Origin of the sequence: Mesorhizobium sp. L-8-3 (assembly GCF_016756615.1) — a bacterium.
GTDB lineage: Bacteria > Pseudomonadota > Alphaproteobacteria > Rhizobiales > Rhizobiaceae.
On sequence record NZ_AP023262.1, the window covers coordinates 5,203,667 to 5,224,182 of the forward strand.

16 protein-coding genes and 1 tRNA gene are annotated in these 20,516 nt (G+C 64.7%); 5 read left to right on the plus strand and 12 right to left on the minus strand.

The window, feature by feature from the left end; translation table 11 throughout:
* Positions 1-142 precede the first annotated feature (142 nt).
* Together JN302_RS24145 and JN302_RS24150 are read left to right on the plus strand one after the other, a co-directional pair.
* Positions 143-1,948 (plus strand): extracellular solute-binding protein, encoded by a 1,806-nt coding sequence (locus JN302_RS24145; protein WP_202329405.1) that lies wholly within the window; start codon positions 143-145, stop codon positions 1,946-1,948.
* A gap of 24 nt (positions 1,949-1,972) precedes the next feature.
* Positions 1,973-2,650, plus strand: a complete 678-nt coding sequence (locus JN302_RS24150; RefSeq protein WP_202329406.1) for a DsbA family oxidoreductase — start codon at positions 1,973-1,975, stop codon at positions 2,648-2,650.
* 14 nt (positions 2,651-2,664) lie between these two features.
* On the opposite strand, the gene JN302_RS24155 is transcribed toward JN302_RS24150, so the two are convergent.
* On the minus strand, positions 2,665-2,919 hold the full coding sequence (locus tag JN302_RS24155) for a DUF2798 domain-containing protein (protein ID WP_202305909.1): 255 nt from the start codon (positions 2,917-2,919) through the stop codon (positions 2,665-2,667).
* Between the two features lie 137 nt (positions 2,920-3,056).
* Between JN302_RS24155 and JN302_RS24160 the strand changes: the two genes are divergently transcribed.
* Positions 3,057-3,953: a LysR family transcriptional regulator gene (locus tag JN302_RS24160; protein ID WP_202329407.1), complete on the plus strand. Its 897-nt coding sequence runs from the start codon at positions 3,057-3,059 to the stop codon at positions 3,951-3,953.
* A 7-nt stretch (positions 3,954-3,960) separates the two neighbouring features.
* Here JN302_RS24160 and mfd read toward each other — a convergent pair whose 3' ends face one another.
* Together mfd and JN302_RS24170 are read right to left on the minus strand one after the other, a co-directional pair.
* Positions 3,961-7,461 (minus strand): transcription-repair coupling factor, encoded by a 3,501-nt coding sequence (gene mfd, locus JN302_RS24165; RefSeq protein ID WP_202329408.1) that lies wholly within the window; start codon positions 7,459-7,461, stop codon positions 3,961-3,963.
* 25 nt (positions 7,462-7,486) lie between these two features.
* On the minus strand, positions 7,487-7,774 hold the full coding sequence (locus JN302_RS24170; RefSeq protein WP_202329409.1) for an FAD assembly factor SdhE: 288 nt from the start codon (positions 7,772-7,774) through the stop codon (positions 7,487-7,489).
* Between the two features lie 165 nt (positions 7,775-7,939).
* On the opposite strand from JN302_RS24170, the gene recG reads away from it, so the two are divergent.
* A complete protein-coding gene (gene recG, locus JN302_RS24175) occupies positions 7,940-10,048 on the plus strand; it encodes an ATP-dependent DNA helicase RecG (protein ID WP_202329410.1) in 2,109 nt (702 codons plus the stop codon).
* Here recG and JN302_RS24180 read toward each other — a convergent pair.
* From JN302_RS24180 to JN302_RS24205, 6 genes are all read right to left on the minus strand, one after another.
* A complete protein-coding gene (locus JN302_RS24180; protein ID WP_202305916.1) occupies positions 10,000-10,758 on the minus strand; it encodes a DUF502 domain-containing protein in 759 nt (252 codons plus the stop codon). The genes recG and JN302_RS24180 overlap by 49 nt on opposite strands.
* 98 nt (positions 10,759-10,856) lie before the next feature.
* Positions 10,857-12,680 (minus strand): glutamine--fructose-6-phosphate transaminase (isomerizing), encoded by a 1,824-nt coding sequence (glmS, locus tag JN302_RS24185; RefSeq protein ID WP_202305917.1) that lies wholly within the window; start codon positions 12,678-12,680, stop codon positions 10,857-10,859.
* A 163-nt stretch (positions 12,681-12,843) separates the two neighbouring features.
* Positions 12,844-14,211, minus strand: coding sequence for a bifunctional UDP-N-acetylglucosamine diphosphorylase/glucosamine-1-phosphate N-acetyltransferase GlmU (gene glmU, locus JN302_RS24190; RefSeq protein ID WP_202305918.1), 1,368 nt, complete (start codon positions 14,209-14,211; stop codon positions 12,844-12,846).
* Between the two features lie 151 nt (positions 14,212-14,362).
* Positions 14,363-15,109, minus strand: coding sequence for a cytochrome c biogenesis CcdA family protein (locus JN302_RS24195; protein ID WP_202305919.1), 747 nt, complete (start codon positions 15,107-15,109; stop codon positions 14,363-14,365).
* Between the two features lie 142 nt (positions 15,110-15,251).
* A tRNA-Lys gene (locus tag JN302_RS24200) sits at positions 15,252-15,327 on the minus strand.
* A 152-nt stretch (positions 15,328-15,479) separates the two neighbouring features.
* On the minus strand, positions 15,480-16,055 hold the full coding sequence (locus JN302_RS24205; protein WP_202305920.1) for an NUDIX domain-containing protein: 576 nt from the start codon (positions 16,053-16,055) through the stop codon (positions 15,480-15,482).
* Between the two features lie 164 nt (positions 16,056-16,219).
* Here JN302_RS24205 and JN302_RS24210 point away from each other — a divergent pair, with 164 nt between their 5' ends.
* Entirely contained in the window at positions 16,220-16,804 is a 585-nt protein-coding gene (locus JN302_RS24210; protein WP_202329411.1) for a BA14K family protein, read from the plus strand.
* A 54-nt stretch (positions 16,805-16,858) separates the two neighbouring features.
* On the opposite strand, the gene glpK is transcribed toward JN302_RS24210, so the two are convergent.
* The 3 genes from glpK to JN302_RS24225 form a co-directional block, all read right to left on the minus strand.
* Positions 16,859-18,352, minus strand: a complete 1,494-nt coding sequence (gene glpK / locus JN302_RS24215; protein ID WP_202329412.1) for a glycerol kinase GlpK — start codon at positions 18,350-18,352, stop codon at positions 16,859-16,861.
* A gap of 79 nt (positions 18,353-18,431) precedes the next feature.
* A complete protein-coding gene (locus JN302_RS24220) occupies positions 18,432-20,156 on the minus strand; it encodes an ABC transporter substrate-binding protein (RefSeq protein WP_202329413.1) in 1,725 nt (574 codons plus the stop codon).
* Between the two features lie 77 nt (positions 20,157-20,233).
* Positions 20,234-20,515 carry a DUF2160 domain-containing protein gene (locus tag JN302_RS24225; protein WP_202305927.1) on the minus strand — a complete coding sequence of 94 codons (282 nt, stop codon included), beginning with the start codon at positions 20,513-20,515 and terminating at the stop codon, positions 20,234-20,236.
* Between the last annotated feature and the right edge of the window lies 1 nt (position 20,516).

Here is a 20,516-nt window from a genome sequence, read left to right on the forward strand (position 1 = left end):
CTGTCGGGGGCGTGTTACACCGCGTCGTCTGTCAAATCCAGCCCGGATTGCCGCAAATCCCGCATCCTTTCCGATGTTTGCGGCGGGCGTGATAGGGTGGCAGCGAATCACGCGCGCGAGACGGAAACCAGGAGCCACCACGATGCGGCGATCGCTTTCGGCTGTTCTAGCCGGACTCCTTTGCCTGGCCGGGGCCTTCGGACCGGCGGTCGCCGAACCGAAGCATGCGATCGCCATGCATGGCGAGCCGGCGCTGCCCGCCGACTTCAAGCATTTCCCCTACGTCAATCCGGATGCTCCCAAGGGCGGAAGGATCGACTATGCCTGGTCGGGCACCTTCGACAGCATCAACCCCTTCATCGTCCAGGGCAGTGCGGCCCGCGGCACGCTCGACCTCGTGTTCGGCTACAACGTCTTCGACAGCCTGATGCAGCGCTCCAGCGACGAGCCGTTCACCCTCTATCCGCTACTGGCCAAGACCGTCGAGACCGACGACGACAGAACCTTCGTCGAGTTCACGCTCGACGAGCGGGCGCGATTTTCCGACGGACAGCCGGTCACCCCGGAGGACGTGATCTTCACCATCGAACTCCTGCGCGACAAGGGTCATCCGCGCTACGCCGTGACCGCCAAGAAGATCGGCAAGATGGAGAAGGTCGGAGAACGCGGCTTGCGCATCACCTTCAGGCAGCCCGACCGCGAACTGCCCCTGATCTTGGGGTTGATGCCGATCCTGCCGAAGCAGGCCACCGATGCGGAGCGTTTCGACAAGTCGACGCTGAAGCCGATGATCGGCAGCGGCCCCTACCGGCTGGAATCGGTGCGCCCGGGAGACAGCATCACGCTGCGGCGCAACCCGGACTATTGGGCGAAGGACATCCCTTCAAAAGTCGGCTTCGACAATTACGACGAGATCCGGCTGACCTATTTCCGCGACGAGAACGCGATGTTCGAGGCCTTCAAGAAGGGCCTCGTCGATGTCTTCATCGACGGAAGCAGCGGGCGCTGGAAGCACGACTACGACTTCGCTGCCGTGAAGCGCGGCGATGTGGTGCAGGAGACGTTCAAGACACAGCTCGCCTCGGGAATGTTCGGTTTCGTCATGAACAGCCGGCGTCCGCAGTTCCAAGATCGCGCCTTGCGCGAGGCGCTGGTATCGCTGTTCGACTTCGAATGGGCGAACCGTAACCTTCTGTCCAGCGCCTATACACGCACCAAGAGCTTCTATGACAATTCCGAGCTTTCATCCTTCGAGCGCCCGGCGAGCGAGGCGGAAAAGGCCCTGCTGGCCCCCTTCCCTGATGCGGTGACTCCCGAGGTCATGGCAAACGGCTGGCGACCGCCGGCTTCGGACGGCAGTGGGCGCGACCGCGACTTCCTGAGGGTCGGCTTCGACAAGCTCAAGGCCGCCGGCTACACCATCGAGGACGGCCGCATGGTCGACAAGAACGGCGCGCCGCTCGCCTTCGAGGTCATGCTGAAGGGCCAGGACAGCCAGCAACTCGCCATGGCCTGGCAGCAGACGCTTGCCAGGCTCGGCATCGACGTCACCATCCGCTCGGTCGACGCCGCGCAGTATCAGCAGCGCCTCAATCAGTTCGATTTCGACGTCATCGCTTTCGCCTATCCCTCGTCGCTGTCGCCCGGCGTCGAGCAGGTGGCACGCTGGGGATCGGCCGCACGCGACCAGCAAGGCACGTGGAATTTCGCCGGGGCCGCCAATCCGGCTGCCGATGCGCTGATCGATACGCTGCTGAAGGCACGCGACCGCGATTCCTTCATCCAGGCCGTGCGCGCCTATGACCGCGTCCTGATGAGCGGGTCCTATGTGGTCCCGCTCTATTTCCTGCCCGAACAATGGGTGGCGCGGTGGAGCCGTATCAAACATCCGGAAAAGACGCCTATATATGGCTATCAGCTGCCGACCTGGTGGCGCGAGGAAAAGTAGTCATCCTTTCGAATGGAGCAGCCGATGAGCGCCAAGCAATCCATAACGGTCGACGTCGTGTCCGACGTCGTCTGCCCCTGGTGCTTCATTGGACAGAAGCGCCTCGACAAGGCGGCTGCCGCCCTGTCCGACATCGATGTCGACATACGCTGGCGGCCCTACCAGCTCGATCCGACGATCCCGCCCGAGGGCAAGGACCGCCGACAATACATGATCGACAAGTTCGGCAGCGAGGAGCGCATCCGGCAGATCCATGAAAGGATCGAGGGGCTCGGAGCCGTCGAGGGGATCGATTTCGCATTCGACGCTATCAAGGTCGCGCCCAATACGCTGGACGCGCATCGCGTCATACGCTGGTCCGGACCTGCCGGTCCCGATATCCAGAACCGCCTCGTGCGCCGCCTGTTCCAGCTCAATTTCGAGCAAGGCGCCAATGTCGGCGACCATGCCGTGCTGATCGACGCCGCGCGCGAAGCGGGCATGGACGCATCCGTCGTCGAGTCCCTCTTGCCGACGGATGCCGATGTCGAGGCCGTGCGCGCCGAGATCGCGACCGCCTCGCGCATGGGCATTACCGGTGTGCCGTGCTTCCTGCTGGAAAGCAAATATGCCGTCATGGGCGCCCAGGAGGCCGAGACGATCGCCGATGCCATCCGCCAGGTCGCCGCGGCCAAGGCGCGTGGCGAACTCGACGCAAGCTGACGGCGTACCCGATGTCAGCGCGAGTTTTCCACCCGCGGCGGTGCGACCAGCGCGCCGGCAAGTCGTCTGGCGATCGGCAGCGCTATCTGCAGGCTCGGAAACGCTACGACCCAGGAAAACGCCCAGGACGGTGGCCAGGACGCCACGAAGTCCGCGCTCAAACCTTTGTGGACCAGGGTCATCACCGCGGAAATGATGCCCGACATGATGATGGAGAGGACAAAGGACAGAGCGAGGCCGAAATGCCTGTGCGGGAGTCTCGGGAGCATGATGTGACGGTTCCAACAATTTGATCGGAAGGTTGAGCGGCGCGAACCTCGCCGCCGCGCCTATCATCTAGATCGTCCCTTTGGCTGTGATAATATCCATTATCTCAAACAGATTCTCACGGAGTTCGAGAGAATTAATGGATCGCATCCACGATCTCGAGGCATTCATCGAAACGGTCGAGCAAGGCAGCCTCACGGGCGCGGCCCGCAAGCTGGGGCGTTCCCTTCAGTCGATAAGCCGCTCGCTGATGGCGCTTGAGCAGAGCCTTGGCGTGGAACTCCTTCAGCGCACGACGCGCAGGTCCAGGACCACCGACGCGGGTCAGGCCTTCTTCGAACGGGTCCAGCCGGCCGTCGCAGAGCTTCTCGACGCGCGGGACGCCGCAGCAAGCCTGCGCTCGTCGCCGACCGGATGCCTGAGGGTCAGTGCGCCGACCCTGTTCGGGCCGGCATTCGTGATGCCGATCCTGAGCAAATTCATAGATTTGTTTCCGGACGTTGATGCCGAACTCCAGCTATCGGATCGGATCGAGAACTTCACCGAAGGTGAAATCGATCTCGCCATCCGCGCCGGCGAGTTGCCGGATTCCGACCTCAAAGCAATACGACTGGGCGCCCTGCGCAGGGTTTTCTTCAGCTCCCCGCAATACCTCGCCGCGCACGGAACGCCGAGCCATCCGAGGGAGCTCGCCGACCATGCCTGCGTGACGCGGGTTGTCGACGGCAGGACGGCGAGCTGGTCCTATCGGGCCGAGGGCAAGTCCAGGGAGATCAAGGTAGCCGGGCGGCTGAGGAGCAACAACTCGACGGCTCTTTATGCGGCGGTGCTGGCCGGGGCGGGCATCAGCTATGCGCCGCTCTTCCAGATCCGCGATCTGGTCGAGGCCGGGCGGCTTAAAGTGATCCTGGCCGAGTACGAGACCGCCCCGGCTCCCCTGCACGCCGTGTGGCCTAATATGCGACGGCCCCCGGCGAAAACCCGGGCGTTTCTCGACTTGCTCATCGAGGAAGTGCCGCGGCTCCGGCTCGAATAGCGCTTGGTCACGCCGCCGATTTGTCTGCCAATCTGGCGAGCTGGGTTATGACCACGGCGGAACCTGCGAGGCGCTTTTCAGCGTTCGGCCAATCCCGGATGAAGACCACGCTCTGGTCGGGCCGGATCCTGGCCAGCGAACCCTGCTCGCCTATGAAACGCACAAGCCCGGCCGGGTCGGCGAATTCCTTCTTGCGGAACTGGACGACCACGCCCTTGGGGCCCGCATCGAGCTTTTCGACGTTGGCCTTGCGGCAAAGCGCCTTGATGAAGACGATCTTCAGCAGGTGCTGCACTTCCTCCGGCATCGGCCCGAAGCGGTCGATCAATTCGGCGCCGAAGGCGTCGATCTCCTCCGTCGCTTCGATATCGCCGAGCCGCCGGTAGAGAGCCAGTCGCAGTTGCAGGTCCGGCACATAGCTTTCGGGGATCATGACCGCGGTGCCGATGGTTATCTGAGGCGACCAGCTGCCGTCGCTCACCTCGCCGGTGCCGCGGATCTCGGCGACGGACTCTTCGAGCATCTGTTGGTAGAGCTCGAAGCCGACCTCCTTGATGTGGCCCGACTGTTCCTCGCCGAGAAGATTGCCGGCGCCGCGTATGTCGAGGTCGTGGCTGGCGAGCTGGAAGCCTGCGCCCAGCGTGTCGAGCGACTGCAGCACCTTGAGCCGCCGGTCGGCATTGGCCGTCAGCGTGCGGTTGGCGGGCAATGTGAACAAGGCATAGGCGCGCACCTTGGAACGCCCCACCCGGCCGCGAAGCTGGTAGAGCTGGGCGAGGCCGAACATGTCGGCACGATGCACGATCAAGGTGTTGGCGGTCGGGATGTCGAGACCTGATTCCACGATCGTGGTCGACAGGAGCACATCGTACTGGCCGTCGTAGAAGGCATTCATGATATCGTCGAGCTCGCCGGCCGCCATCTGGCCGTGAGCAACGGCGACCTTCAGCTCGGGCACCGATTCGCGAAGGAAATCATGGATTTCCGACAGGTCCGAAATGCGCGGCACGACGTAGAAAGAGTGGCCTCCCCGGTAACGTTCGCGCAGCAGGGTTTCGCGGATGACGAGCGGATCGAAAGGCGAGATGAAGGTGCGCACCGCCATGCGGTCGACCGGCGGCGTGGTGATGAGCGACAGCTCGCGCACACCGGTGAGCGCAAGCTGCAATGTGCGCGGGATGGGCGTCGCCGAAAGCGTGAGCACATGCACGTCACTCTTCAGCTCCTTCAGCCGCTCCTTGTGCTTGACCCCGAAATGCTGCTCCTCGTCGATGATGAGCAGGCCGAGGTTCTTGAAGCCGATCGCAGAGCCGAGCAGAGCATGCGTGCCCACCACGATGTCCACGGTGCCGTCGGCGATGCCTTTCTTGGTCTCGGCCAGTTCCTTCGAGCCGACCAGCCGTGAAGCCTGCCTGACCGTGATCGGCAGGCCCGAGAAACGTTGGGAGAATGTCTTGAAATGCTGACGCGCCAGAAGCGTGGTCGGCACCACGACCGCGACCTGGAAGCCTTCCATCGCCGCCAGGAAGGCCGCCCGCAGCGCGACCTCCGTCTTGCCGAAGCCAACGTCGCCGCAGATCAGCCGGTCCATGGGTTTGCCGAGCGACAGGTCGTCGACGACGGCGTCGATCGCCGTTTGCTGGTCGTCGGTCTCCTCATAGGAGAAGCGGGCGGCGAATTCGCCGTAGAGCCCGTCGGGAGGCATCATGACGGGCGCCTCGCGCATCTGGCGCTCGGCGGCCAGCCGAATGAGAGCGCCGGCCATCTCGAGCAGGCGCCGCTTCAGGCGTGCCTTGCGCGATTGCCAGGCGCCACCGCCCAGCTTGTCGAGCGTCGCCTCGGCCGATTCCGAACCGTAGCGCGACAGGAGTTCGATGTTCTCGACCGGCAGGAACAGCCGGTCGTCGCCGGCATAGTGCAGTTCCAGGCAGTCATGCGGCGCGCCGGCGGCCTCGATCGTGCGCAACCCGATGAACCGGCCGATGCCGTGATCGGCATGCACGACGATGTCGCCGGAAGACAGCGCTGCGACCTCGGCGATAAAATCGGACGCGCGCTTGCGCTTCTTCGACCGCCTGACCAGGCGATCGCCGAGAATATCCTGCTCGGCGACGACGACCAGCCTTTCCGTCTCGAATCCGGCTTCCAGCGGCAACACCGCGAGCCCCGCCTGTCCCGCCTCCAGCCGGGCGACTTCGTCGAGGGTGGAGACGCGCTTCAGATTGCCGAGGTGGTGCTCGGCGAGAATCTGTGCGAGACGGTCGAGCGAACCCTCGGTCCAGCCGGCGACGACGACCTTGCGTCCCTGCGCGCGCACGCCGCCGATATGGCTGACAACCGAGTCGAAGACATTGGCCGAGGGATCGGTTCGCTCCTGCTCGAAGCTGCGGCCTGCCCTGGCGCCGGCGTGACGGACGTAGCTGGACGGCAGATCGGGCGCGTCGAAGGGCGTGAATTCCCCTGCGACCTTGTCCGCGATCGCGCCGGTCACCTCATCGGGCGTCAGATAGAGCAGCGCAGGCGCAGCCGGCTTGTAGGGCACGGCGTCCTTCAGGGCGCCGTCCGCCTGCCGCTTGCGGGCCTCGTAGTGGTCGAGAATGAGTTCGTGCCGCTCGCTCAGCGCCTCGCGCGCGAGATGGTCGAACACGACGGGAGCTTCCGGCAGGTAGTCGAACAGGGTCGCGAGCTTGTCGTAGAAGAAGGGCAGCCAGTGTTCCATGCCGGCGAAACGACGGCTTTCGCTGACGGCGGCATAGAGTCCGTCGTCGCGCGACGGAGCGCCGAAGGCTTCAATGTAGTTGCGGCGGAAGCGGCTGACCGTCTCGGGCGTCAGCGCCACCTCGCTCATGCCCTGCAACTGGAACGATTTGCGCTGACCAGTGGTGCGCTGGGTCGCCACGTCGAAGGCGCGGATCGATTCCAGCGTGTCGCCGAAGAAGTCGAGCCGCAGCGGCTCCGGCGAACCCGGCGCGAAAAGGTCGAGAATGCCGCCGCGTACGGCGAATTCGCCTACGTCGCGGACAGTGGGCACCCGTTCGAAGCCGGATGTCTCGAGCCGTCCGATCAGCACTTTCATGTCGATCTGGTTGCCCGGCTTGGCGCGCAAGGTCTGCGCCTCGATGATCCCGGGCGGCGGAATGCGCTGGAGCACGGCATTGGCGGTGGTCAGGATCACGGCGCGGTGCGACGTCCTGGCCAGCGCGATCATCGCGGCGAGCGCATCGAGGCGTCGCGCGGCGGCGTCGGAGCCGGGCGATACGCGGTCGTAGGGCAGACAATCCCAGGCCGGGAGCTCCAGGAGCGGCAGATCGGGTGCGGCGAAGGCCAGCGCCTCCATGATCGAAGGCAGACGCTGACCGTCCCGGGCGACGAAGATCAGCGGCCGATCCCTGGCGATCTCGCCGGACAGCGCCGCGAGCGCGAAAGCCTCGTAGCCGTCCGCCACGCCGTCGATCGTGACGAAGCCGCCGGTGTCGGGACGGATGGCGATTTTTTCGATCAGGGACATGGTTGGTCAGAAGGTCTCGGGTCGGTCAAAAAGTTATGGCTTGGCGGAACGCGAGGACACGCCGCAGGATCGGACTGTCCTGGTCGGCGGGGATCGGCCGTTCGCCGGTGATCCAGGGGAGGAGCTTGGTGTCTGGAATGTCGAGGAGCCCCTCATATTGGTCGATTTCGATCTCGGTCAAGGCGCCGATCTCGGCATCGGCGAATGTGCCCAGGATCAGGTCCATCTCGCGCATGCCGCGGTGCCAGGACCGGAAGAGAAGCTTGCGCCGCCGTGCATCGAGGCCCTCGCTGGATCGTGTCGTTCCGGTCATGGTGGATGGTCCTTTCGCCGAGCGCGGCATATAGCGTGGATAGAACTGCCTGTCAGCCTTGCAACGGCCTCGGTCGGGCTTAACATCTGCGGCGATGCGTGACCCGAACCTCCTCTCCCGCCGGCCCGACGGGCCATGGTGCTTGCGCCTGCCGGTGCATCGCTGATGCGTCCTTCGCTGCTCGATCCGCTTTTTGCACCGATCACCGCGCTCGACGGCGTCGGTCCCAAGGTCGCCGGGCTGATCGAGAAGGTGGTCGCGACCGACATAAGCGATCGCGGTGCCCGTGTCGGGGATCTCCTCTTCGTGCTGCCGCATTCGGTGATCGATCGGCGGAACCGGCCGGGCATCGCCTATGCCGCCGAGGGCGCCATCGTCACGCTGGAATTGCGGGTCGACCGCCATCAGCCGCCGCCGCGCGGCAACAGATCGGTGCCCTATCGGGTCTACGCCCATGACGACACTGGCGAGATTGCGCTGACCTTCTTCCATGCCCATGCCGAGTGGCTGGCGAAGGCGCTGCCCGAAGGCGAGCAGGTGGTCGTCAGCGGACGGATGGAATGGTTCAACGGCCGCCCTTCAATGGTCCATCCCGACCATATCGCCAGGGCCGGCGACGCTGAAGGGTTGCCGCTGGTGGAGCCCGTCTATCCGCTGACGGCCGGGCTTTCGGTCAAGGTGTTGCGGCGTGCCGTCGGCCAGGGGCTGTCGCGCCTGCCGCAACTGCCGGAGTGGCTGGACGCCGACATCGCGCGCCGCCAGAGCTTCCCGACCTTCCACGACGCCCTGGATCGAATTCATCATCCGGCCGATCCGATCGACCTGTCGCCGGACAGTGTGGCATGGCGGCGGCTCGCCTATGACGAGTTCCTCGCCGGCCAGCTTTCCCTGGCCTTGGTCCGCAACCGCGTGCGCCGGCTCTCGGGACGGCCCCTTTCCGGCGACGGCAGCATCGTCGAAAGGGTGCGGGCCGCGCTGCCCTACAGGCTGACCGGCTCGCAGGAGACCGCGATTGCGGAGATCCACGCCGACCTGGCCGAGCCGGAGCGCATGATCCGCCTGCTTCAGGGCGATGTCGGTTCCGGCAAGACGGTGGTGGCGCTGCTGGCGATGGCGCGCGCCGTCGAAGCGGGCGGCCAGGCCGCGTTGATGGCGCCGACGGAGATTCTTGCCCGCCAGCATCTTGCCTCGCTGGCGCCGCTCGCTGAGCGTGCCGGCATTCGCATCGCCATCCTGACGGGGCGGGAGAAGGGCCGCGAGCGGACCGATACGCTGAAAGGGCTGGCCGACGGGTCGATTGATATCGTGGTGGGCACGCACGCGCTGTTCCAGGAGCCCGTCGTCTATCACGATCTCGTGCTGGCGATCGTTGACGAACAGCACCGATTCGGCGTGCATCAGCGGCTTGCCATCACCGCCAAGGGCGACGCTCCCGACATGCTGGTGATGACGGCGACGCCAATTCCACGCACTTTGGTGCTGACGGCGTTCGGCGACATGGATGTCTCGCGCCTGACGGAAAAACCGGCAGGCCGCCTTCCGATCCGAACCGTCACCTTGCCGCTCGAGCGGCTCGACGAGCTCATCGTCCGCATGCGCGACGCGATCCGCGACGGCCAGAAGGTTTACTGGATCTGCCCGCTGGTCGAGGAGTCCGACGAGATCGAGCTGATGTCCGCCGAGGACCGTTTCGCCATGCTGAAGCCGGCCTTCGGCGGCAATGTCGGCCTTGTCCACGGGCGCATGAAGGGAGCGGAGAAGGATGAGGCGATGCGCGTCTTCAAGGATGGAGAGACGCGCATCCTGGTTGCGACGACCGTCATCGAGGTGGGTGTCGACGTTCCCGATGCCACGATCATCGTGATCGAACATGCCGAGCGATTTGGGCTCGCCCAGTTGCATCAGCTGCGCGGCCGTGTCGGACGCGGCTCCAAACCGTCGACCTGCGTGCTGCTTTACAAGTCTCCGCTCGGCCAGACCGCCAAGCGCCGCCTTTCCGTCATGCGCGAGACCGAAAACGGGTTCGTCATCTCAGAGGAGGATCTGAAGCTGCGCGGCGAAGGCGAGCTCCTGGGCACGCGACAATCGGGCACCCCGGGTTTCCAGGTGGCGCGGATCGAGCACCACGCCGACCTCCTGGAGACAGCGCGCGACGATGCGCGCCAGTTCCTCGCCGAGGATCCCGAGCTTCAGTCCGAACGCGGCGCGGCCCTGCGACTGCTTCTCTATCTCTTTGGCCGCGACGAAGCGGTGCGGCTCCTGCGCGCAGGGTGACTTGGCCTCGGGAAAACCTGACGGCCCTCTTTCGCTAAGGCTTCGTCCGCCAGCGCCCTCGTCGTGGCCTCGTATTCGGGACCGACCAGCCCGGCCGATATCAGCAGCTTTGCAGCATCCTCGACGCTCATCTCGAGCGGAATGAGATCCTTCTCGGGCACATAGAGCAGATAGCCCGTGGTGACGTTGGGCGTGATGGGCCGGAATACCGCCACCGTCCTGCCCTCGCGAGGTTCCAGGGCGGCGTGGATCTCGTTGTCCTCGTGGGATGCGATGAAGACGATAGACCAGGCCCCCTTGCGCGGATATTCGAACAGCGCAACCTTGTTGAACAGATCCGCCCGATTGGCGAGCACCGTTTCGAAGATCTGCTTGAGCCCGCTGTAAAGGGTCCGCACCAACGGCATGCGATTGAGCAGCCTCTCGCCGAAGGACACGATCGACCGGCCGATGATATTGGCGGTAAGGAAACCGATTAGGGTGATCAGTACCAGCGCGACGAGCAGGCCGAAACCGGGCACTGCGAAGGGCAGATAGTTGTCGGGGTTGTAGCTCGACGGGATGTAGGGTTTCACCCACGAATCGACCCAGCCGATCAGGCTCCATACGAGATAGGCGGTGATCGCGAGCGGTGCGCAGACGACCACCCCTGTGAGGAAATAATTCCTCAGCCTTGTCATGCCGGAAAGCGACTTCGAGGGATCGGACATGGACTGCGCGGCGTTGGCGGACCCGCGCTATATAGGCGGGTTGCGGGCGACGCGGCAAGCCGTCGCTGCCTCCCCCGTGGCGCGAAAGCCGGCTGCGGCTATTCGACCGTGACCGACTTGGCGAGATTGCGCGGCTGATCCACGTCGGTACCCATGAAGACGGCCGTGAAATAGGCGAGCATCTGCACGGGCAGCGCATAGATCATCGGCGTGATGAACTCCGGCACGTCGGGAAGAACGATCGTTTCCATGGTCTTGATCGACGCCCGCTCGGCGCCCGCGCGGTCGGTGATCAGGATGATCCTGCCGCCGCGCGCAGCCACTTCCTGCATATTGGACACCGTCTTGTCGTAAATGCGGTCATGCGGCGCGATGACGATCACGGGCATGGACTCGTCGATGAGTGCAATCGGCCCGTGCTTCAGTTCGCCCGCAGCATAACCCTCGGCATGGATATAGGAGATCTCCTTGAGCTTCAGCGCGCCTTCCATGGCCAGGGGGTAGTTGGTGTCGCGGCCGAGATAGAGAACATGATCGACCTTCGCGAGTTCGCGCGCCACCTTCTCGATCTGCTCCTCGAGCTTCAGCACCTGGCTGGCGAAGCGCGGCGCCTCGGAGAGCTGCCGGATCAGTGCCTTTTCCTGCTCCGCCGAGACCGTGCCGCGCGCCACGCCGGCACGGACCGCAAGCGAGGCCATGACCGAGAGCTGGCATGTGAAGGCCTTTGTCGAGGCGACGCCGATCTCCGGCCCGGCGAGCGTGGGGAATATGACGTCGGATTCGCGCGCGATGGTGGATTCGCGGACATTGACGACCGCGGCGATCGGAACGCCTTCCTTGCGGCAGTAACGCAGTGAGGCGAGCGTGTCGGCCGTCTCGCCCGACTGAGACACGAACAGCGCGGCGCTCTTCCTGGATAGCGGCATCTCGCGGTAGCGGAATTCCGAGGCGATATCGATGTCGACCGGGAGGCGTGCGTAGCGCTCGAACCAGTATTTCCCGATCAGCCCAGCCAGATAGGCCGTGCCGCAGGCGGAGACCGCCAGGCGATCGAGCGACCCGAAATCGAACGGCAGATCGAGCGGCCGCGACGTGCCTTGCGTGAAGTCGATATAGTGGGCAAGCGTGTGGGAGATCACTTCCGGCTGCTCGTGGATCTCCTTCTCCATGAAGTGCCGGTGGTTGCCCTTGTCGACCATGAAGCTGGTGCCGATCGACTGCTGGCGCGGGCGCTCGACCGGCGCGCCACCCATGTCGTAGATCTGGACGCGATCCCGGCGCACGACAGCCCAGTCGCCATCCTCGAGATAGGTGATCGAGTTGGTGAACGGGGCGAGCGCGATCGCGTCGGATCCGAGGAACATCTCGCCATCGCCGTGGCCGACCGCCAGCGGCGGACCGTTGCGGGCGCCGACGATCAGGTCTTCGTCGCCTCGGAACATGATGGCAAGCGCGAAGGCGCCTTCCAAGCGTTTCAGGGCTTTGTAGGCCGCGTCGACGGGCGGTGTGTCGCGCTTCAGTTCACGCGAGATCAGGTGCGCCACGACTTCGGTGTCGGTCTGCGTGGCGAACTCGTAGCCGTCGCGCTTCAATTCCTCGCGCAGCTCGGCGAAGTTCTCGATGATCCCGTTGTGGACGATCGCCACGCCATCGCCAAAATGCGGATGGGCATTGGTCTCGTTGGGCACGCCGTGCGTAGCCCAGCGTGTGTGCCCGATGCCGATGGTGCCGTCGAGGGGCTCAGTCTTCAGCCGGCGTTCCAGATTGATCAGCTTGCCTTCGGCGCGCCGCCGCGCCAACTCGCCACGCTCGATCGTGGCGACGCCGGCGGAGTCGTAGCCGCGATACTCGAGTCGCTTCAGCGCATCGACGATAAGGGCGGCAACCGGCTCACGGCCGACGATCCCGACGATCCCGCACATTCTAGCACCCCCAGATGGACACCGCCCTGCGCGACATCGCAGGCAATTCAGCCGTCATTTAGGCCCGATCCGGGCCCGGTGAAAGTCACATATCGTGTCGTACCCATCGGCCATTGGGATGTCCATGGCAGCCGATCGGGTCATGAATGTCCGCTTCGGTCCGTCAGTCGGACTTGGCTATGGAGGCCGCGGCGGCCGCCGCCTGCTGCTCCCGCAACTGCTTTCCCCTGCCGGGCAGGGTCGCCTGGCGCGCTCGGCCGAAGGCCAGGGCGTCCTGCGGCACCTCCGACGTTATGACGCTGCCCGACGCGACATAGGCACCGTCGCCTATGCGAACCGGCGCGACCAGCGACGAGTTCGAGCCGATGAAGGCGCCGGCGCCGATCTCGGTGACGAATTTGTTGTAGCCGTCATAGTTGCAGGTGATCGTCCCGGCCCCAATATTGGCCTTTGCGCCGACGAAGGCGTCGCCGATATAGGTCAGGTGGTTGACCTTGGCGCCGGCGTCGATGACCGCCTTCTTGACCTCGCAGAAATTCCCGACCTTGGCCTTTTCCCTGAGGTCGGCGCCCGGGCGCAGCCGCGCATACGGGCCCACCTGGCAGCCTTCGGCGACCGCCGCCCCCTCCAGGTGCGAGAAGGCATGGATCACAGCGTTGGCGGCAACTGTGACGCCGGGACCAAACATGACATTGGGCTCGATGACGGTGTCGGCGCCGATCGTCGTATCGAAGGAAAAGAAGACGGTTTCGGGCGCGATGAGCGTCACCCCATCGAGCATCGCCTGACGACGACGGATCTTCTGCCAGATCGCCTCCGCCTCGGCGAGCTCGACCCGGTTGTTGATCCCCAGCACATTCTCGAACGGCGCTTCCGTTGCCACGGCCCGCAGCCCGGAGGCTTGCGCGATCTCGACGATGTCAGTGAGATAATATTCGCCCTTGGCGTTGGCATTGCCGACGGCGTCGAGCAGGCGCAGGACATCGCGACCCGCGATCGCCATCAGGCCGGCATTGCAGAAGGCGATCTCGCGCTCCTCGTCCGAGCAGTCTCGCTCCTCGCGAATCGCGAGCAGCGTGCCGTCCTTCTCGATTAGTCGCCCATATCCCGTCGGATTGGGTGGCCTGAAGCCGATCACGGCAACGGCGGCACCTTCGGCGAGCCTCTGGCGGGCCGTGCGCAGCGCCTCGTCGCTGACCAGCGGCGTGTCACCGAACAGCACCAGGATGTCGTCATAGCCACGCTCGATGGCTGCCCTGGCCGCCAGCACGGCATGCGCTGTTCCAAGCCTTTCCGCCTGCACGAAGGCTTCGGCTTCGGGCGCGAAAGGCGTTACCGCCTTCCTGACCGCCTCCGCGCCGCGACCTGCCACGATCGCTATATCGCCTGCGCCCGCCGCCCGGGCGGCCCGCACCACATGCGCCACCATCGGCAGGCCCGCGATCGGATGCAGCACCTTCGGCAAGGCGCTCTTCATGCGTGTGCCTTCGCCCGCGGCGAGGATGATCGAGAGGCAGGTTCTTTCGGTCATGACGGCTGTCGTCCGGCTGGGGGAAAGAGGCAGATGGAAACCGAGCCCATGCTGCCTCATTGCGGTTAAATTTCGGTCATGGCGGGTATAGCGGCAGTTCGATCGTTCGTCATCTCAGCCGGATGGGCGATTTCGATCTTGCTCCCGCCGCTCAGCCGAGGCGCCCCAGCGCCGGGAAGGTCTCCAGCAGCCAATAGGAGAACTGGGTCATGCCGCCGGTGACGAAAAGCACGCCGGCGATCACGAGCAGGCCGCCGATCACCTTCTCGACGCGGCCGAGATGCACGCGGAACCTGCCCAGGAAGCGCATGAACGCGCCGGAAAAAACGGCCGCGACAAGGAAGGGGATGCCGAGCCCGAGCGAGTAGGCGGCAAGGAGCAATGCGCCCTCGCCGACGGTCTCGCGCCCGCCGGCGAGCGTGAGGATGGGTCCGAGCACCGGACCGATGCAGGGCGTCCAGCCGAAGGCGAAGGCGAGGCCCATGACATAGGCGGCGACCATGCTCGCCGGCTTGCCCCTGGCCTGGAACCGCGCCTCGCGGGACAGCAGCGGGATGCGGATCAACCCGAGGAAGTTCAGGCCCATCAGGATGATGAGGATTCCGGCGGCCATCGCCAGCGGCTCCTGCCAGACCCGCAGCAGCCGGCCGATCGTCGAGGCGCCGGCACCCAGAGCAACGAAGACGGTGGAGAAGCCGAGCACGAAGGCGACCGACGAGACGATCAGCGCCTTCTTGACATGGGTGGATTCGGAGACGGCCTTCTGCTCGCGGAAGTCGTCGACCGACACGCCGGCCATATAGCAGAGATAGGGCGGCACCAAGGGCAGCACGCAAGGCGACAGGAAGGAGAGTGCCCCCGCCCCTACAGCGCTCAGATAGCCTACATCGATCGCCATTCGCCCACCATCCCTTGCCGGAGCCGATCTCCGGGCAGTTCCGCGGGCAGCATATAGACGGGAGGGCTACAGGGCTCCAATCACCATTGCGTGGCAAAGGGTCGCGAGTCGAAAACCTGAACCTGATTGTCGGATTTATTGGTGGTGAGCGCACTGGGACTCGAACCCAGGACCTACTGATTAAAAGTCAGTTGCTCTACCGGCTGAGCTATGCGCTCCCGAAGGGCGTCGCCCGCCCCGGAAATTGCGGCGGACCATAGGGAGAGAGGTTCTTTCGGTCAACCGGAAAAACACGGCTGTTCACCGCCGATCGATCGGCTGCGCAACGCCGGCCGCAGGTCGGACGGAAAAGGCGTGGCGGCCCGGGCCTTCAGCGATGGCCTTCGAGCTTCAGGTGCTGGATGAGCATGATCGTCTTGACGTCGATGATGCGCCCGTCGCGCGTCGCAGCCAGCGCTTCGTCTAGCGGCATCTCGATCACCTCGATGTCCTCGCCCTCATCGCGATGACCGCCGCCGTCGGAGACACGGTCGGCCGGTGCGTAGTCAGCCGTGAAGAATGACAGCCGTTCGGTGAGGCTGCCGGGGCTCGTATAGGCCGTATAGAGATGCCTGACGTCGCGGAGCCGGTAGCCGAGTTCCTCCTCGGCTTCGCGCCGGATCGCCGTTTCGGGGTCGTCCGCATCCAGCAATCCTGCACAGGCTTCGATCAGCGGGTCGGGGTGGCCGGTGACATAGGCCGGATAGCGGAACTGTCTGATGAGGAGCACGGTGTCGCGCCCGGGATCGTACGGCAGAATCACCGCGCCATCGCCCCGATCGAAGGTCAGCCGCGTCTGCGTTTCCCAAGCGCCGTCCCGCCGACGGTAGTCGAATACCGACTTCTTCAGCACGGCCCAGTCGTCGGCGAGCACTTCGACGGATTTGATCCGAACTCTTTCCTGCATTAGAATCCTCCACGCGTTCCCCGGCCGACTAAGCCCGATCGCTATCGCTTTGCAATAGTGGCCGAAGATGCTCGGTAAGCCGTGAGCGTGCGCGGCGATTGCGGAACCAATGCCCGGTCGGCGCGTTTCGCGTTCGATATTTGGCTTTTACGGGGAGAACCGTGATGAGGAAGCTGTTGTCTGGCCTGTGCGCCTCCTTGTTGGCGGCATCCTTCGCGCTTTCGAGCGCCGTGCCGCTGAATGCCGCGCCGACTTTCGCTCCCAAAAACCCAGCCGCAGTCATAGGCGGGCAGCAGGGCGACATACAGTACGTCAGGGACCGCCGCGGCGGCAGAAACTATGGCGGCCGCTGGGCCGGACGTGGTCCGTGGGGCGGAACCGACATGCCCTACTACAATCGCGGCCGCGGCGGGCCCCGCTATGACGGCTGGCGCGGCAGAGGATGGCGTGGCGATCGCTATTGGCGCGGCGGCGGCGGTCGAAACTGGGCCTATTACAATGGCTATCGCGGTTACCGCTACTACAGGCCTGGCTATCGCTACTACAACGACTATTGGTTCCCGGGCGCGGCCTTTATCGCCGGCGCACTGATCACGGGCGCGATCGCCAATTCCGGGCCGCGCTACTACAGCGGCGGTGGAAGCGCGCATGAGCGCTGGTGCTACAACCGCTACCGCTCATATCGCGCCTGGGACAATACCTTCCAGCCTTACAACGGTCCGCGCCGCCAGTGCATATCGCCCTATTGACGGGTGATCGGCGGTCGATGCCCGTGTGAGCAAGGGCACGGATAGGCTGGCATCTCAATGGTTCGTCAGGGTGCGGCGCACAGCGTCGCGCCAGCCTTTCAGCTTCCGGCGCCGTTCCGCATCCTCCATAACGGGCTCGAACCGACGGTCGAGCGCCCAGGCTTTGGCGAATTGCCGGGCCTTCGGCCAGACGCCTGCCTTCGATCCGGCGAGCCAGGCGGCGCCCATCGCCGTCGTCTCCAGGATCGTCGGGCGGTCGACCGGCGCGTCGAGAATGTCGGCAAGGCGCTGCATCGTCCAGTCCGACGCCACCATGCCGCCATCGACACGCAGCACGGTCTTGGCCTTGCCGTCGCGCCAGTCCTTCTTCATCGCGTCGAGCAGGTCGCGTGTCTGGAACGCGACGGAATCGAGCGTAGCGCGCGCGAATTCCGCGGGTCCCGTGTTACGGGTGAGGCCGAAGATCGCGCCCCTCGCCTCCGCATCCCAATGCGGCGCCCCCAGGCCAACGAAGGCCGGGACGAGATAGACGTCCTGCGTCGGGTCGGCCTTCGCCGCCAGTTCGCCGCTGTGCTGCGCGTGGCCGATCACCTTGAGCCCGTCGCGCAACCATTGCACGGCGGCGCCGGCGACGAAGATCGAGCCTTCCAGCGCATAGGTGGTCTTGCCGTTCAGCCGGTACGCGATGGTCGTCAGCAGCCTGTTCTTCGAGCGGACCAGATCGGTGCCGATGTTCAGCAGCGCGAAGCAGCCGGTGCCATAAGTCGACTTCATCATCCCCGGCTCGAAACATGCCTGGCCGATCGTCGCGGCCTGCTGGTCGCCGGCGACGCCGAGGATTCTTATCGGGGCGCCGAACAGGCCGGCATCGGTCGTGCCGAAATCGGCGGCGCAGTCCTTCACCTCGGGCAGCAGCGCGGCCGGGATGCGCAGGATCTCGAGAAGCTCGGGATCCCAGGCATTGGTCGCGATGTTGTAGACGAGGGTGCGCGAGGCGTTGGTGGCATCAGTGGCGTGGACCTTGCCGCCCGTCAGCCGCCAGATCAGGAAGCTGTCGATGGTGCCGGCCAGCAGTTCGCCCTTTTCGGCGCGCTTGCGCGCGCCCTTAACATTGTCGAGCAGCCAGGCGATCTTGGTTGCGGAGAAATAGGGGTCGAGCAAAAGGCCCGTCTTCTTCGTGAAGACTTTTTCCAACCCCTGCCTCTTGAGCCTGGCACAGAGCGGCGCGGTACGCCGATCCTGCCACACGATCGCCTTGTGGATCGGCTTGCCGGTGGCCTTCTCCCAGATCACCACGGTTTCGCGCTGGTTGGTGATGCCGATCGCGGCGATCTCGCGAGCCTCCCGACCGGACGCATCGATCGCCGCCCTGCAGGTCGCAATGACGCTTTCCCAGATTTCCTCGGGGTCATGCTCCACCCAGCCGGATGCGGGATAGAACTGCTTGAACTCCTTCTGGCCGGCGCCGACGACCTTCAAGGCGCCGTCGAACACGATCGCCCGGCTCGATGTGGTTCCTTGGTCAATCGCGAGGATCAATCCGGTCATATATCCCTCTTCCTCCACATGAACAGGGGAGCCGGCCTGACGCCGCCTCCCCTGACTTCGCATCGGCTGGCGCGTTCCGCTACTTGCTCCAGCTCTTGACCAACTCGTCGTAGTTGACGGTGATCGGCTTTTCCTTCTCGTTCTCGACCTTGAGCTGCGGCGCAAGATTGCCGGCCTTCACTGCTTCGGCATTCCAATAGGCCAGATCGTGCTCCTCCGCCATCTTCGGGCCGATGTCGCCCTGGACGCCGGCGCGCTCGAGGCGTTCCAGCACCTTCTCCTGGTCGGCGCAGAGCGAGTCCATCGCCTCCTGCGCGGTCTTGGCGCCCGACGAGGCATCGCCGATCGCCTGCCACCAAAGCTGCGCCAGCTTCGGGTAGTCCGGCACATTGGTGCCGGTCGGGGTCCACTGCACCCGCGCCGGCGAGCGATAGAACTCGATCAGGCCGCCGAGCTTGGGCGCACGGTCGGTGAAGCTCTTGTGCTGCAGGGTCGATTCGCGGATGAAGGTCAGGCCGACGTGACTCTTCTTGACGTCGACAGTCTTCGACGTGACGAATTGCGCGTAGAGCCAGGCGGCCTTGGCGCGATCGTCCGGCGTCGACTTCATCAGCGTCCACGAGCCGGCGTCCTGGTAGCCGAGCTTCATGCCGTCCTTCCAGTAGACGCCATGCGGCGACGGCGCCATGCGCCACCTCGGCGTGCCATCGGCATTGACGACAGGCAGGCCATCCTTGACCATGTCGGCGGTGAAGGCGGTGTACCAGAAGATCTGCTGTGCGATGGCGCCCTGCGCCGGCACCGGGCCGGACTCCGAGAATGTCATGCCCTGGGCTTCCGGCGGAGCGTAGGCCTTCATCCAGTCGAGATATTTCTCGATCGAATAAACGGCCGCCGGGCCGTTGGTGTCGCCGCCACGCGCCACGCAGGAGCCGACCGGCCGGGAGTTCCCATCGACCTTGATGCCCCATTCGTCGACCGGCCGTCCGTTGGGGATGCCCTTGTCGCCATTGCCGGCCATCGACAGCCAGGCGTCGGTAAAACGCCAGCCGAGCGAGGGATCCTTCTTGCCGTAGTCCATGTGGCCGTAGATCTTCTTGCCGTCGATTTCCTTGCCGGTGAAGAACTCGGCGATATCCTCATAGGCCGACCAGTTGACCGGGACGCCGAGGTCGTAGCCGTATTTGGCCTTGAAGTCGGCCTTGTTCTTCTCGTCGTTGAACCAGTCGTAGCGGAACCAGTAGAGGTTCGCGAACTGCTGGTCGGGAAGCTGGTAGAGCTTGCCGTCCGGCGCGGTCGTGAAGGATTTGCCGATGAAGTCGTCGACGTCGAGATTGGGGTTGGTGACGTCCTTGCCCTCGTTGGCCATCCAGTCGGTCAGGCTGCGGGCCTGCTGGTAGCGCCAGTGGGTGCCGATCAGGTCGGAATCGTTGATATAGGCGTCGTAGATGTTCTCGCCCGACTGCATCTGGGTCTGCAGCTTCTCCACCACGTCGCCTTCGCCGATCAGGTCATGCGTGATCTTGATGCCGGTGATGTCGGAGAACGCCTTGGCCAGCACCTTGGATTCGTATTCATGGGTGGTGATGGTTTCCGAGACGACCTTGATGTCCATGCCGGCAAACGGCTTGGCGGCATCTATGAACCACTGCATCTCGGCTTCCTGCGCTGCCCGGTCGAGCGTCGACATGTCGCCGATCTCGCCGTCGAGGAAGGCCTTGGCCTCGTCCATTCCGGCATAGGCCTGGCCGGCGCCGATCAATAGCGCAAGCGCCGTCGTCGATGTTAATATGTGCCGTCGCATTTCGTTTCCTCCCTATCAAAGGTTGCAAGTGCGATCGGAGCGGTCGCCGGCACGCGGCCGCTCCGGCATTTCCCTCCCTAGACGAACCGGAATACGCCGACGGCGTACAGGATCGAGAGGGCGAGAGCCCACCACAGGTTGGGCCCGACGAGGCCCAGCCAAGCGAGATGGATGAAGGCGCTGCCGAGCAGCGACAGGAACAGGCGGTCGCCGCGGGTCGTTTCGAAGCGCAGCAGCCCAACGCGCGGATTGCCGCCCGGCGAGACATATTCCCACACCGCCATGGCCGCCAGCAGCAGGAAGATCGTGGCGAAGAAGATCGCCGTCGGCCACGTCCAGGCCATCCAGGAGAAGTTCATG